This window comes from Psychromonas sp. 14N.309.X.WAT.B.A12, assembly GCF_030397575.1.
Lineage (GTDB): Bacteria > Pseudomonadota > Gammaproteobacteria > Enterobacterales > Psychromonadaceae > Psychromonas.
This window is the reverse complement of record NZ_JAPNXS010000001.1, coordinates 563,214-578,465: the sequence shown is the minus strand read 5'-3', so window position 1 is coordinate 578,465 and position 15,252 is coordinate 563,214. Positions and strand designations below refer to the sequence as shown.

The 15,252-nt window shown below is 38.6% G+C and carries 13 protein-coding genes; 6 read left to right on the top strand and 7 right to left on the bottom strand.

Translation table 11 applies throughout. The features are described 5' to 3' along the window. Nucleotides 1–212: 212 nt before the first annotated feature. Together gcvP and gcvH are read right to left on the bottom strand one after the other, a co-directional pair. The gene (gene gcvP, locus OW492_RS02550) at nucleotides 213–3,128 is read right to left on the bottom strand and encodes an aminomethyl-transferring glycine dehydrogenase (RefSeq protein ID WP_290038213.1); all 2,916 of its coding nucleotides are present in this window, start codon (nucleotides 3,126–3,128) and stop codon (nucleotides 213–215) included. Nucleotides 3,129–3,242: 114 nt separating this feature from the next. Continuing rightward, nucleotides 3,243–3,620: a glycine cleavage system protein GcvH gene (gene gcvH, locus OW492_RS02545; RefSeq protein WP_290038211.1), complete on the bottom strand. Its 378-nt coding sequence runs from the start codon at nucleotides 3,618–3,620 to the stop codon at nucleotides 3,243–3,245. Between the two features lie 336 nt (nucleotides 3,621–3,956). On the opposite strand from gcvH, the gene OW492_RS02540 reads away from it, so the two are divergent. From OW492_RS02540 to OW492_RS02525, 4 genes are all read left to right on the top strand, one after another. Then, complete coding sequence (locus tag OW492_RS02540) at nucleotides 3,957–4,577, top strand: XRE family transcriptional regulator (protein WP_290038209.1); 621 nt, start codon at nucleotides 3,957–3,959, stop codon at nucleotides 4,575–4,577. Between the two features lie 64 nt (nucleotides 4,578–4,641). Continuing rightward, on the top strand, nucleotides 4,642–5,760 hold the full coding sequence (gcvT, locus tag OW492_RS02535; protein ID WP_290038207.1) for a glycine cleavage system aminomethyltransferase GcvT: 1,119 nt from the start codon (nucleotides 4,642–4,644) through the stop codon (nucleotides 5,758–5,760). 195 nt (nucleotides 5,761–5,955) lie between these two features. Next, nucleotides 5,956–6,771: a PhzF family phenazine biosynthesis protein gene (locus OW492_RS02530; RefSeq protein ID WP_290038206.1), complete on the top strand. Its 816-nt coding sequence runs from the start codon at nucleotides 5,956–5,958 to the stop codon at nucleotides 6,769–6,771. A 48-nt stretch (nucleotides 6,772–6,819) separates the two neighbouring features. Next, nucleotides 6,820–7,545, top strand: coding sequence for a pseudouridine synthase (locus OW492_RS02525; protein WP_290038204.1), 726 nt, complete (start codon nucleotides 6,820–6,822; stop codon nucleotides 7,543–7,545). Here the strand turns inward: OW492_RS02525 and OW492_RS02520 are convergent. Then, entirely contained in the window at nucleotides 7,542–8,456 is a 915-nt protein-coding gene (locus tag OW492_RS02520) for a M14 family metallocarboxypeptidase (protein WP_290038203.1), read from the bottom strand. The two genes, OW492_RS02525 and OW492_RS02520, sit on opposite strands and share 4 nt — an antisense overlap. Before the next feature lie 85 nt (nucleotides 8,457–8,541). Here OW492_RS02520 and OW492_RS02515 point away from each other — a divergent pair, with 85 nt between their 5' ends. Further along, nucleotides 8,542–9,168, top strand: a complete 627-nt coding sequence (locus OW492_RS02515; protein WP_290038201.1) for a hemolysin III family protein — start codon at nucleotides 8,542–8,544, stop codon at nucleotides 9,166–9,168. A 63-nt stretch (nucleotides 9,169–9,231) separates the two neighbouring features. Here OW492_RS02515 and OW492_RS02510 read toward each other — a convergent pair whose 3' ends face one another. From OW492_RS02510 to OW492_RS02495, 4 genes are all read right to left on the bottom strand, one after another. Beyond that, nucleotides 9,232–10,068, bottom strand: a complete 837-nt coding sequence (locus OW492_RS02510; RefSeq protein ID WP_290038200.1) for an ABC transporter ATP-binding protein — start codon at nucleotides 10,066–10,068, stop codon at nucleotides 9,232–9,234. A gap of 46 nt (nucleotides 10,069–10,114) precedes the next feature. Further along, complete coding sequence (locus OW492_RS02505; protein ID WP_290038199.1) at nucleotides 10,115–11,110, bottom strand: ABC transporter permease; 996 nt, start codon at nucleotides 11,108–11,110, stop codon at nucleotides 10,115–10,117. Between the two features lie 152 nt (nucleotides 11,111–11,262). Beyond that, nucleotides 11,263–12,648, bottom strand: a complete 1,386-nt coding sequence (locus OW492_RS02500) for a CmpA/NrtA family ABC transporter substrate-binding protein (RefSeq protein ID WP_290038198.1) — start codon at nucleotides 12,646–12,648, stop codon at nucleotides 11,263–11,265. Between the two features lie 236 nt (nucleotides 12,649–12,884). Next, a complete protein-coding gene (locus OW492_RS02495; protein ID WP_290038197.1) occupies nucleotides 12,885–13,499 on the bottom strand; it encodes an ANTAR domain-containing protein in 615 nt (204 codons plus the stop codon). A gap of 363 nt (nucleotides 13,500–13,862) precedes the next feature. Between OW492_RS02495 and OW492_RS02490 the strand changes: the two genes are divergently transcribed. After that, nucleotides 13,863–15,176, top strand: coding sequence for an Hsp70 family protein (locus OW492_RS02490; protein ID WP_290038196.1), 1,314 nt, complete (start codon nucleotides 13,863–13,865; stop codon nucleotides 15,174–15,176). The last annotated feature ends 76 nt before the right edge of the window (nucleotides 15,177–15,252 follow it).

Genomic DNA, 15,252 nt, shown 5'->3' with positions numbered 1-15,252 from the left:
TAGTGGTTTATGCTTATAAATAGGTACCTTGTTGTTGCTTGTTTTGTGAAAATTAAATATTTAAAACGAGTGAGATCGTCACCTTTAAAAAAAGGTTAATTAGATACTAAGTAAGTGTGTTAAATAACGACACCTAAATAAAGGTGTCGTTTAGATAATATGTTCAAAAAGCTTGAACACTTTGAAGTATAGCGATACCACTAAGTGGCTTATTAGTCTTCCATGTAGCTTTCAATACTTGGACAAGAACAGATCAAGTTACGATCACCAAAGACATTGTCTACTCGATTTGCTGAAGGCCAGTATTTAGCACCTTTACTGAATTCAGATGGGAAGCAAGCTATTTCACGTGAATAAGCATGTGTCCATTCCGTTTCCATTAGGTCAACTTGTGTATGCGGTGCATTAACAAGTGGGTTATCCTCTAGTGTATATTCACCTGATTCTACTTGTTTTATTTCATTACGGATTGCGATCATTGCATCACAGAATCTATCTAATTCAGTTAGATTTTCAGACTCCGTTGGTTCAATCATCAATGTACCTGCTACTGGGAATGACATAGTAGGCGCATGGAACCCGTAATCCATTAGACGTTTAGCGATATCTTCACCTGAAATACCAGATAGTTCTTCGATTGGACGAATATCAATAATACATTCATGGGCAACACGGCCTTCTTTACCTAGGTATAATACTGGGTAGTGAGGGCGTAAACGTTCCATAACGTAGTTAGCGTTTAAGATAGCTAACTTAGTTGCTTGTGTTAAACCTTGCTCTCCCATCATCGCAATGTAAGCGTACGAAATAGGTAAGATAGACGCTGAACCTAATTCAGCAGCAGATACTGCATAATGTTTGTTATCTGCAGATTCAGTAACTTCAATGTGTCCTGGTAAGAAAGGGATAAGGTGAGCTTTAACACCGATTGGTCCCATACCTGGGCCGCCGCCGCCATGTGGAATACAGAATGTTTTATGTAAGTTAAGGTGTGATACATCAGACCCGATAAAGCCTGGTGTTGTCAAACCTACTTGTGCGTTCATGTTCGCGCCATCTAGGTAAACTTGACCACCAGCTTCATGTACCCAGTCACATACTTCTTGAATAGCTTCTTCATATACACCGTGTGTAGAAGGGTAGGTGATCATGATGCACGATAGATTGTCACGATGTTTGTCAATTTTAGCTTTAAGGTCAGCATGGTCGATATTACCTTCATCATCACAGCCAACAACAACAACTTTCATTGATACCATTGTCGCAGAGGCAGGGTTAGTGCCATGTGCAGAGCTTGGGATCAAACAAACATTACGGTGCGAATCACCATTACTTTCATGGTAACGCTGGATAGCAATTAACCCTGCATATTCACCTTGCGCACCAGAGTTAGGTTGTAATGACATACCATCATAACCTGTAATTTCACATAACATAGCTGACAGCTTTTCAGCGAGTTCTTGATAACCAAAGCTTTGCTCTGTTGGTGCAAATGGATGCATTTGACCAAATTCAGGCCAGGTTACTGGTAGCATTTCAGCTGCTGCATTTAACTTCATGGTGCAGCTACCTAGTGGGATCATACCGTGAGTTAATGAGTAATCTTTATTTTCTAGTTTTTTCATGTAACGCATCATTTGTGTTTCACTATGATGTGCTGAGAAAACTGGGTGTGTTAAGTATTTGCTGGTACGGCGACACGTTGCAGGAATAGCTGCAAATTCATCTTTTGCAATGGCTTCACTAAAGTCATTGATACTTAACGCTTTACCTGTGATGGCTAAAATCAAATCTTCAACGTCTTTTGCCGTAGTCGTTTCGTCTAAACTAATACCTAATTTAACAGGGTTACTATCTAGTGCGCTTGTATCAGTATTTGGGAATTTACGTAAGTTCATTCCTTCAGCCAATGCTCGGTGATAAATAGCTTTACTGTGTTCATTAGTATTAATGGTTAGCGTATCAAAGAAAGAATTGTTCTCTAATTCGATCCCTTCACTTTGCAGTGCAGCGGCTAATACTGCCGTATAGTGATGAACTCGGCGACCAATCTTTAATAAGCCTTCTGGTCCATGGTAAAGGGCGTAAAACGCTGCCATGTTAGCGAGTAACGCCTGAGCAGTACAGATGTTAGATGTCGCTTTTTCACGGCGGATATGTTGCTCACGTGTTTGCATTGCCATACGCAGTGCTTGTTTGCCCTTACTGTCTCTTGATACACCGATAACACGGCCTGGCATGGTACGTTTGAATTTATCTCGGGTTGCCATGAAACCTGCATGTGGGCCACCAAAGCCCATTGGTACACCAAAACGTTGAGCGCTACCGATGACTACGTCGGCACCCATTTCACCTGGTGCTTTTAATACGGTTAATGCTAATAGGTCAGAAGCAACCGTTACTAACGTTTTTTTACTATGTGCTTGTGCAATGACTTCAGAAAGGTCGGTTACATTACCTGTGGTACTTGGGTACTGTAGAATGGCTCCAAATACATCGTGATTATCTAGTTCTTCAACAGAACCAGTAATAATGTCATAACCAATATATTCAGCTCGTGTACGAATTACGTCAACGGTTTGTGGGTGCAGGTCATTACTTACAAAAAATGCGTTACTTTTGCTTTTACTTGCACGTTTACTTAGTGTCATTGATTCTGCAGCAGCGGTTGCTTCATCTAATAAAGAAGCATTGGCTAAATCCATGGCTGTTAAATCCATGACTGCTTGCTGGTAATTCAATAATGACTCTAAACGACCTTGTGAAATCTCTGGTTGGTAAGGGGTGTAAGCTGTATACCAACCTGGATTTTCTAGTACGTTACGTAAAATAACGTTAGGTGTTAATGTGTTGTAGTAACCTTGCCCGATGAAGCTACGGTTTACTACGTTCTTTTCTGCGATGGTTTTTAATGATGCCAACATAGTTGATTCACTTTGCGGTTGCGCAAGGTTTAATTTGTCTTTAAGACGAATTGCAGCAGGGACGGTTTGGTCAATAAGCTGATCTAAGCTATCAACGCCAATGGCATTTAACATCGTTTGTTGCTGAATTGAGTCTGGCCCATTGTGGCGTTTAGCAAACTCTTGTTGGTCACTTAATAAGTCGAGTAGTGTATTGGCAGTCATATTCATCCTAAACAGTCGCAGTAAGTTGTGTTTAAAAAAGGCGAGTTCAAATGAAGCCGCCTTATCATTGTATCTATTTAAAGTTGATGCTGAGTGAAGAGAAAAGTAAGGTGCTTATTCTTCATTTGCTTCATGGTAGGCTTCACTAGATAATAGATTTTCTAGTTCTGCTGCATCAGACAGTTTGATTTTTACGATCCAACCTGCTGAGTAAGGCGATTCATTGATTAGCTCTGGGCTACCTTCGAGCTCTTCATTAATTTCTACTACTTCACCAGTTACGGGTGCATATAAATCAGATGCCGCTTTCACTGATTCAACAAGTGAGAAGGCTTCACCAGCTTCTGCTTCATCGCCTACATCTGGTAAATCTACGTATACTACATCACCTAATAACTTTTGAGCTTGGTTAGAGATACCCATAGTGATTGTTCCATCACCGTTGTCTAATACCCATTCGTGTGTTTCCGTGAATTTTAAGTTGCCTTCCATATTGTTCCCTTAGCTAAAATGCAGTTTGAGTTATAGGTTGCGTCGAAGCGCATGACGATTTTGTGTATTTTTACCATATTGGCAAAAGATATCAATAACAAATGTTTCCTATAGTGGATTTATTTATTGTTTAAATAGGTAACCATTTGGTCAGAAGTGTCGATTTATTCTATTGTTTTTCAGATAAACGTTTAATATATGGACATTTATAGAAAATTTATTAATATGGGGTGAAATAAGTTTCCAAAAGGAAACATAAATTCTTTGGCGTAAGTTAATTGGTTTGTAGTATTGTGCTGTCCCACGTTAATAGCATAAAAATAAAGGACTTCAGTGATGACTGATCAACAAGATATTTATCCATCAATGACAATTTCAACGGATCAATCATCTGAAAATATCGCGCCTATTAAACTCGGTGATCGATTAAAAGAGATTCGTCGTGGGCTAGGGCTTACGTTAGAGGAAGCAAGTCAAAAAACAGGCTTAGCACGTTCTACGCTATCAAAAATTGAAAATGAACAAATCTCACCTACTTTTCAAGCAATGCAAAAACTAACAAATGGTTTAGATATCAATATTCCACAACTTTTTGCCGCACCTAAAAAAGTGAATACCACAGGTAGAAGAGACATTACTCGTAATGATTTGGGAAAATCACATCCTACATCGACTTATGAGCATGAGTTATTAGCAACACAGTTATCTAATAAAAAAATGATGCCTTTTAAGTCATTGGTACGTGCTCGTAGTTTTGATGATTATAGCGATTGGATACGTCATGACGGTGAAGAATTTTTATTAGTATTAAAAGGGGAGATTACCTTCTTCTCTGAATATTATGAGCCGGTCAACCTAGTTGAAGGTGATTCGGTTTATTACGATGCAAATATGGGGCATATGCTTGCCTCTGTTAGTGAAGAGGATGCGCAAATTCTATGGGTTACTGCATCTTAAAAAATGAATAATTAGTTTAATGTTAGCTGGTTACATACTTAACGTTTGAATGGAGATCTACTCAATGTCTGAACCATTATTAGTTACACCTCTACATGCTTTACATATTGAAATGGGCGCAAGAATGGTGCCTTTTGCTGGTTATGATATGCCTGTGCAATATGCGTTAGGTGTTAAGAAAGAGCATTTACATTGTCGTCAATCGGCTGGGTTGTTTGATGTATCGCACATGGGGCAGTTAAGGCTAACGGGTGCGAATGCAGCGAGCAGTTTAGAAAAGCTTGTGCCTGTTGATATTGTTGATTTGCCAGTGGGTAAACAACGTTATGCATTTTTTACCAATGAGCAAGGCGGTATTAGTGACGATTTAATGGTAACTAATTTTGGCGATCATCTATTTGTGGTTGTTAATGCTGCCTGTAAAACGCAAGATATTGCACACTTGCAAGCTAACCTCCCTGATGATATTAAATTAGAAGTGATTGAAGATAGAGCGTTATTGGCTTTACAGGGACCTAAAGCTGCAGACATTTTATCTGAGTTAAATGTAAGCGTTAGTGACATGGTGTTTATGGATGCTGTTAAGCTTGAATTAGTTGGGGTGGAATGTTACGTGAGTCGATCTGGATATACGGGTGAAGACGGTTACGAAATTTCAGTACCTGCTGAACAAGCTGAAGAGTTAGCTCGTGTATTATTAGCAAAAGATGAAGTTGAATGGATTGGCCTAGGGGCACGTGATTCATTACGATTAGAGTGTGGATTATGCTTATACGGCCATGATCTTGATGACACGACTACTCCTGTAGAAGCAAGTTTGTTGTGGGGTATTAGTAAAGCGCGACGTGCTGATGGTATTCGTGCAGGTGGCTTTATTGGTAGCGAAATCATCTTAGATCAAATAGCAACGAAACAAGTGAGTCGCAAGCGTGTTGGTTTAGTAGGGCAGTCAAAAGCTCCCGTGCGTGAAGGGGCTGTGTTGTTTGATTCTGATGACAATGAAATTGGTATAGTAACCAGTGGAACATTTGGGCCAACTAAAGGCCTACCTGTTGCCATGGCTTACGTGAAAACAGAGTATGCAGTGTTAGAGTCAGTCATATATGCAGAAGTACGTGGTAAAAAGCTAGCGATGACTGTCACTAAAATGCCATTTGTTGAACAAAGTTATTTTCGTGGTTAAGCCTATGTAGCCTATTGCTATTAAGCCATTATTAACTCAAATCATATTATAAAAAGCAGGCATTAGTCTGCTTTTATATTTTAAAGGCAATAAATGCCATTCTGTCTGTGCTGTTTGTCATAATTTCAACTGTATCTTTATTAATGGTTGCATTTAATATGTACTGTTACTTTTATATTCACGGGAAAAAGTTAAATGAAATTAGATGTTTATGTTGTTGATGCATTTACTGAACAACAGTTTAAAGGCAATTCAGCAGCAGTAGTGCCTTTAACAAAGTGGATTGACGATGCCTTAATGCAAAAAATTGCTATCGAAAATAATTTGTCTGAAACAGCCTTCTTTGTGGAAGTTACAAAGGGGTGTTATGAAATTCGTTGGTTTTCGCCTTTAACTGAAATAGATTTTTGTGGACACGCGACATTGGCGAGTGCGTTTGTGCTTTACCATCATTTGGCTATTACAGGTGATATCGAGTTTGTTACCTCACAAGTGGGCAAATTAACAGTGCAACAACTTGATGATCAACGCATTGAAATGAGCTTTCCTAATCAGTCTCCGGTGTTGTTAGATCAGCCACCAATGGTTTTAATTGAAGGTTTATCCATTAAGCCTTTACAGGTACTAAAAAACCGTCAAGCTTATGTTGTTGTACTCGCTTCAATGGATGATGTATTAAACATAACTTATCAGTCTCACCTGTTAGAGCAGTTAGCGCCTTTTGATGTTGTTGTTACTGCTAGTAAGCAATGCCAAAATCACAAAGACCTAGCCCAATATGATTTTATTTCTCGTTATTTTTGGCCTGCTAATGGTGGAGATGAAGACCCTGTTACTGGCTCTATTCATGCGTGTCTTGCCCCGTACTGGGCGAAAGTGTTAAATAAACAATCTCTAGTGGCTTTTCAAGCGTCACAAAGAGGTGGCACATTGTATTGCAGCATTAAGGGGGAACGAATCTTAGTCTCTGGTTATGCGGTATTATACTTGAAGGGTAAAATAATTGTTTAAGTGATGTCACTTAGTGGTTTGTGGGATATATTGTAAAATAGAGGGTTAATGCGGTTAGATAAATTTGTCATTAAAAGTACTGAACTTACCAAGCAACAAGCCAAACAGGTTATAGAAGCTGGTGATGTGATGGTTAACGGTGAAGTTGTACAACAAGTTGCGGAGCAAGTACATGAGAATAATCTCGTGGTCTTTGCAAACCAACGTTTGGTAGCAAGGCCATTTCGTTATATGTTGATGAACAAACCTGCTAATACTATTTGTTCTAATGTTGATGAAGTGTATCCGTCTGCCTTAAATCTATTAACTGAAGATCGATGTACTAATGGTTTGGAGACGTTGAATGTAAACAAACTGTATTTAGACGAACTGCATATTGCAGGACGGTTAGATGCAGACACCACAGGTTTAATTTTGATTACTGACGATGGCCGTTGGACCTTCAGCATTACCTTACCCACTAATTTATGTCCTAAAGTTTATCGAGTGACTTTATCTAAACCTTTTAAGTCTGAATTAATTAAAACATTTAAATATGGAATTCAATTACAAGGTGAACAGGAGTTAACACAACCTGCAGTCGTTGAAATAATAACAGAACAACAAGTATTGTTAACCATTACTGAAGGTAAGTTTCATCAAGTTAAGCGGATGTTTGCGGCAGTGGGCAACCGTGTTGTTGGCTTACACCGAGAACAAATAGGGCAAGTTAAACTGGATGTAGAGTTAGGACAGTGGCGTTATCTAACACCACTGGAAGTGAGCTCTTTTTAAGCTAGGATATAATCGATTGCGGCTGTAACCGCACAGACTTGTGCTTTATTACACTCTTCGGAGGTGGCTTTTTCACTGTCTGGGTATACTTCTGTTGTGGTGGTATAAGGGGCATTGGTCATACCTGCACATAAACCCAGTGATTTAACCGCATAGTTAATTATACCTTCACCTTCCTGTTTTGAGCCTATGATCTCTCCCTTTGAGTCAGCAGGTGCAATATGAGTGACTTTTTTCACTGATTCAATGATCGCTGTTTGGAAAGCGACTTGTTTATTTTCACTGTCACCCACTAAATAAAAGCCATCTGGAATTGAACCTGGTATGTAATCATCACCATCTCGAGCGGCGAGAGCTGGCCTAAATTCACTTTCATCTGAATCTGTAGTTTCGTGTAAGTCGATATGTAGCGCAATTTCACCATCTAATGAGGCAACAAATTGCATTGCTTTGGCTGCCTCTTCACTAATACTATTTTCAACAAAAGAACGATTTGGATCCACGGCGTAGGGATTCCAACGTAAAATATGCTCATACCCCCAAGGGCTGATGCAAGGAAGGACGGCAATATTACATCGTCCTTCATAATTTTTCGCTTGCTCTTTTAAAAAGGCTATCGCACCATGAACACCACTTGTTTCATAACCATGGACACCGCCAGTGATCAACATGATAGGTTTGCTGTTATCCCAATTTAAAGAAGTTAATGCGTAAAGCGGGTATTGCGTTGGGTTAATCGTTAATTCACCATACTGAGTTAAAGTAAAATCAGCATTTAACGCTGTTAATTCACTGACGACTTGTTGCAGATATGAACGTGATTTAACCGTTTGATTAAACCATTGTTGTTTCTCTTTGTCTGACCATGGCACCCCTGAATTTCCAATGGGGTAAAATGTATTTTCTGTCATATCATTTCCTTATCGTTATTGTTTTATTGGTATGGCACAGCTTGTCAATAAATCATCTTACTAGTTGAAAGTACAGGAGACTTTAATGTATTACGGCGAAAAGTTTAATAGTATTACACATTTAATCGGCGCTATTTTAGCATTAATTGGTTTGGGCGCTCTGTTAACTATTGCATTACAACAGGATCATTGGCGAATTATTGTTGGTTTTAGCGTCTTTGGTGCGACCTTGGTTTTGCTTTATACCATGTCCACGCTATATCATAGTTTACAGCCGGCTAACCTTAAAAAGATCTTTCAAACTCTAGACCATGTCTGTATTTATCTGTTGATTGCTGGGACTTATACGCCATATATGTTGTTGTCTTTACAAGGGGACGATGGGTTATTGATGTTGTCAGTTGTATGGGGACTGGCGTTTTTCGGTTTAATCATGGATATTGTGATTAAACAGAGAATAGAGTGGTTACAAATTTTAATTTATCTCGCCATGGGGTGGGTTTGTGTTTTCAAGTATTCAGCCTTGATGAAGGTTATTCCCGGCGGAGGTATTATCTGGTTAACAGTTGGAGGTGTAGCCTATACGTTAGGGGTGATATTTTATGTACTGGATGACTTTAAAAAGCTAAGGCATGCGCATGGTATTTGGCATCTATTTGTTTTAATGGGGTCGATTAGTCACTTTATTTCCATTGCTTTCTACGTGAGATAATTTTTGATGTAATAGAGGGCAATAAAGCCCTCTATTATGGTGATATTTTACGGTTAACTTTTTCTACGCAGTTTTAGTTTGCGAAGCGGTGCTAACTGTCTTGCTTTTAATAGTTTCAACCTTACGTTGTTTTTCATACAAGAAGGTTAATACATCTGAACGTAAACGATTGTAATGTGGGTCCTTAGATAGACTTAAGCGGTCGCGAGGACGCTCCAAATCGACTTCTAATATTTCACCTATGGTCGCACTTGGCCCATTGGTCATCATCACAATTCTATCTGACAATAGTACAGCTTCATCCACATCATGAGTGATCATAATTACGGTGTTGTTTAATTCATTTTGAATTTCCATCAATGAATCCTGCATGTGTGCACGAGTCAATGCATCTAAGGCACCAAATGGCTCATCCATTAGCAATACTTCTGGTTGCATCGCTAGAGCGCGAGCAATACCAACCCGTTGTTTCATGCCTCCAGAAATTTCGTTTGGGCGTTTGTACATGGCATGATCCATGTGCACTAATTTCAAATTGTGCTCAATCCATTCTTTCTTTTCTTGTTTACTCATTTTTGAACCAAAAACCTGTTCAACGGCTAGTTCTACATTCTGATAAGCCGTTAACCAAGGTAGTAATGAATGATTCTGGAAAACAACAGCGCGCTCTGGACCTGGCTCTGTTACTTCTTTACCACTTAAAATAACACCACCAGTCGTTGCTTGATAAAGACCTGCAACTACATTTAATACTGTTGATTTGCCACAGCCTGAGTGGCCGATTAATGAAACGAACTCACCTTTTTTAATTTTTAGATCAACATCTTTTAGCGCTGTAAAACCGCCTGTTGGTGTCGGGAAAACCATGTCAATATGGCTTATATCAAGTAATGTGCTCATTTTTGTTCCTTACATTTCTAATGTTGCTACTGTTATGCAACGCTTATTAAACTGTTGTTGCAGATTTATCCCAAGATGCAAGGCGCTGTAGCTGTAACATGCCTCTATCTAAGATAAAACCAATGAAACCAATCACGATAACTGCTGCCATAATGCGCGCTAAAGAATCTGAACTGCCGTTTTGGAATTCATCCCATACAAATTTTCCTAGACCTGGGTTTTGCGCTAACATTTCTGCGGCAATAAGTACCATCCAAGCCACACCAAAAGATAAACGCATACCGGTAAATATCATTGGCACAGAAGCTGGTAATACAATTTTTCGAATATGCGTCAATATTGGTAAACGTAAGACACGACTTACATTTTTTAAGTCTTGATCCAGCGATGACACACCAATAGAGGTATTAATTACCATAGGCCATAAACTACATAATGTTACAGTTAGTAGTGAATTAACAAATGACTTTGATACTAGTGGGTCGTTTGATACATAAAGTGCACTCACGACCATAGTAACCAGTGGTAACCAAGCTAATGGCGAAACCGGTTTAAATATTTGAATAATAGGATTGATGGCTGAGTTAAGGTTTTTACTTAACCCCATGGCGATACCTAATGGAATAGCAATAATTGCTGCTAGTAAGAAACCACTTGTTACGGTAATTAAACTGGTGATGATCTGATCTAAAAAGGTTTCTTTACCAGTATATTTTCTAATTTTAGGGACATAAGTAGGATCTGATTCTATTCGTTTTGCATTACGAATTTCTTGGCGCTCGTAAAATTTTTCAGCTTTATCTCTTTCCGCAGTATGTTCATTATAGAGGGAGCTAAATTGGTTAAGTACTGCATTTGGACCGGGGAATTCACCTAATGAAGTATGTATATTTTTTGCTGCAATACTCCATAACAACAAAAAGACCATGATACCTAACAATGGTAGGGCAAGTATCTTCGTTGTACTTTTAACAAACTGTTTTAGCTTCACGTTTGTTGGCGATGAAAGGGTTGATTTGCTACTTACTGAGCTAGTCGTCATTATAACTATTCCTTGTTTAACGCTTTATACTTAGGTTCTACCTTGTCTAAGACAGAACCTAAGATGCTTACCAATCGCCTTCAACTAAGTGTATTGATTGAAGGTGATTGGTCTTACTTTCTTAACTGTTTATTACTTTACCTAAACTTAATTTAGAGCTTGTCGCTCTTTTTAAGTCCAATTTCAAATGCATCGATGTAAGCATTTGGTGTGTTGCCGTCATACACTAAATCATCGATAAAGTGTTGTTGAGGTGCTCGGTAACCTGTTTCTGTAGTGAAATCAGGAAAGTCTTTTGCATCTGCCATTTTTTCGTCAATTAAGGATTGAGCTGCAACTTGATAGATGTCAGGGCGATATACTTTTTTCGCTAAGTCTTTGTACCAATCATCAGATTTCTGCTCTGAGATTTGACCCCAACGACGCATTTGCGTTAAGTACCAAATAGCATCTGAGTAGTATGGGTAAGTTGCATTGTGTCTAAAGAATACGTTGAAATCAGGGACGTCACGTTTATCGCCTTTTTCATATTCAAATGTACCTGTCATGCTGTTTGCAATTACTTCATAATCAGCGCCTACGTAGTTAGATTGCGAGAGAATTTTCACAGCGGCAGGACGGTTAGCATTGTCATTCTCATCTAACCACATTGCTGCACGTATTAATGCACGGGTTAGTCGGATAGTCGTATTAGGATATTTCTCAGCAAACTCAGCAGTTAAACCGAATACTTTTTCTGGGTTGTTTTTCCATATCTCATAATCGGTGACCACTGGTACACCAATACCTTTAAATACAGCTTGTTGGTTCCATGGTTCACCTACACAGTAACCATAAATGGTGCCAGCTTCTAAAGTTGAGGGCATTTGTGGTGGTGGAGTGACCGACAAGATAGCATCCCCATCAATATGACCGCTGGTATCGCCTTTGTGTGGTGCGTAGAAACCTGGATGAATACCACCAGCAGCTAGCCAATATCTTAGTTCATAGTTATGTGTGGATACTGGGAATACCATGCCTAAATTGAAGGGCTTTCCTTCAGCTTTATATGATTCTACTACTGGCTTTAATGCATCTGCTTTAATAGGGTGGACAGGTCTACCATCGGCTTGCTTAGGAATATTAGGCTTCATTTTTTCCCAAATCTCATTTGAAACAGTAATCGCATTACCATTCAAATCCATTGAGAAAGGGGTGATGATATGTGCTTTAGTGCCGAAGCCCATGGTTGCTGCTATTGGCTGGCCGGCTAGCATGTGTGCACCATCTAAACTTCCATCAATCAAGCCATTTAATAGCACTTTCCAGTTTGCTTGCGCTTCAATGGTTACGTACAGCCCTTCATCTTCGAAGTAACCATTTTCATATGCAATCGCAATGGGTGCCATATCGGTTAATTTAATAAAACCAAATTTCAGTTCCTCTTTTTCTGGATAGCCTATTTTATCAGCTTGTGAATAAGAGATAACAGTTGCCGAAATTGCAATGCTCAATGCTAGCTTTTTAGCGACAAACTTAACTGGTTTAATCCAACTCATTATAAAATCCTTTTATTGTATAGTCGTTTTTTTATGCAAAAAAAAGCGCCCACTAATCACCTAAAGTTTTAGGTAATTAATGAGCGCCGTTGCTCTTTAGAGCATAAACATCTTTGTCTATGCTTTGATAGCCTTCACTATTATTAAGAGTAAAGGATATTTCTGTTTACCTTGTTATCGCCGTTGATAACAAAATTACACGGTAAAATTGTGAATATTTATCTGATATTTTGAGGTTACTTCATGTTGTGCTCGAGCATGTTATAAACTTCAATTATGTTTTTTGAAATAGCTGCTAATGATTGTCCATTATTCATTGCCATATTCCGTAATAACTTAAAAGCTTGTTGTTCAGTTATTTGCTTTTCTTGCATGATATAACCTTTTGCTCTTTCTACTATTTTTCTATCTGCCAATTGCGTTTTGGTCTTCTTAAGTTCTGCGATTAACAATTGGCGTTGGTTAAAACGCTCTATAGCCACATCGATAAGACAGGTTAATCTGCTCATTTGTATATTGCCAACGATATAGGCACTGACGCCTGCTTTTAATGTCGATTGAATCATTTCTCGTGCATCTTGCTGGGCAAAAACTAATACAGGTAAGGGTGCTAGTTTATCGATATTGGAGAGTTCTTTTAAAATATGATTACTAGGAGTATGTGTGTTTATGATTATTATGTCGGCGCTGATATCAGTGCAAGTAGATGAAATGGCTTGTTGGGTATCAATGTGTAAACGAATAGTATAATTGAGGTGGATGAGATAACTTTTCAATTCAGAATGTTGATTAGGCCTGTCTTCTATTAATAACACAGTAAGGTTAGGTCGAGAATTGGTTAACGCGTCCATTGCTATTACCTCCATTAAAATCCATTTTAACATTTAATTAACAAGGTTGTTCTTCCTGAAACATAGCACGATGAATGCCATGTTTTAAATTCTTTTTAAAATCATGCGCTTAATCTTAATTCGGTATTTTAGATTCATCTTTTGATGAGTGATTCCGCACCATTATACGACAAAAAAATGTTTACGCACTAAATCAGGGCATTACTCATAAAGAATAAGTTGTTTGTCTATTTGTTGTCTTCTTTGTTGCGTGTAAATTAAGCTAACAAGCTGTGTTTATCAGTATTTCCGGTTCAATGTAGATGACTTTATTGATGGATAAGGTAATATCTCGCACTTTTATTTTTCGCATTAGGAATTTTTATGACAGCTGATTTTATTGGGATCGATTTTGGAACAAGTAATTGTGCAGTTGCTGCGCTAGTTGATAATTTACCGACCTTAATTGTTGTTGATGAAAACAGTGAAAACCCTTACAAAATACGTTCTGCAATTTATCTCGCCCACGATGAGTCTGGTGCTGATAGCCATGATGCCAAAGCTAATGAACAGACATTAAATGATATGTTATCCGCTGGAGAGATCTTATTTGGTGAACGAGGGTTTAACGCCTTTTTAGAAACGCCTCATGAAGGAAGGTATGTGAATAGCCCTAAAAACTTTCTTGGAGCTAAAATCCCAAAGCGTCTGTTAGATAGCTTTGAAACCTTAGTGGTACGTTTTTTATCTTATTTAAAACAGTGTGCTGAAAAGCAGTTATCACAAGTGATTACTAAAGCGGTGATTGCTCGGCCAGTTAACTATCATTCAACTATGGGTGAATTGGGTAATCAACAAGCAGAAGCACTTATGTTACGAGCAGCGAGCAAAGTAGGCTTTACTGAGGTCGATTTCATACACGAACCTTTAGCAGCAGCTTATCATTTCGAACAAAGTATTAATAAAGTAACAGATGCGATGGTTGTGGATTTAGGTGGTGGTACTTCAGATGTTACTTTCTGCCAGTTAAGTCAGGAAAAAGCGACTCAATTAGATAGAGCTGCAGATATATTTGCTACTAAAGGGATTAGACAAGGTGGGATTGTATCTGATAAGTCATTAGCTGCAGGCATCGTTTCCCCATTGTTTGGTCGTGGTGGCCGTACCGAGACTGGACGAGCCATCCCTAATATGTTGTTTTCAGGTGTTTACGATATCGATAATATTCCTCTAATGGGTGAGTTTTATTCACCTGCACGGGCTAAATTGATCTCAGAATATATTTTTGAAAGTGAAGACCCATTACCGTTAATGCGATTACAACGTGTACAAAAACAACGTTTAACGCATCAATTAATGCATGCTATTGAATCTGCAAAAATCAATCTGAGTAATAAAGATCAGACAGAGCTATCCTTGTCGTTTATAGAAAGTACCTTGAGTTTGACCGTTGAACGTCAACAAGTCTCTGAAACTATGGTTAATTGGTTGGATAAAATGTTTGTGATGATCGATGAGGCCATCACAGATGCAGGTAAACACCCCGAAATCATTTACTTGACCGGTGGTATGGGGCTATCACCGCTCGTTCAAGAAGCACTTGGACAACGTTATTCTGATGTTGATATTAATGTTGCCGATGCATTCAGCTCAGTTGTATTCGGTGCTTTAATAAAAGCACAGCGATTATATGCCTAATATTGAAGCTACCTCTTAATAAGTGATTTTAAGGCTAAATAGCTTTCTTAAACATTGCGCTTAACAGAAATAGTCA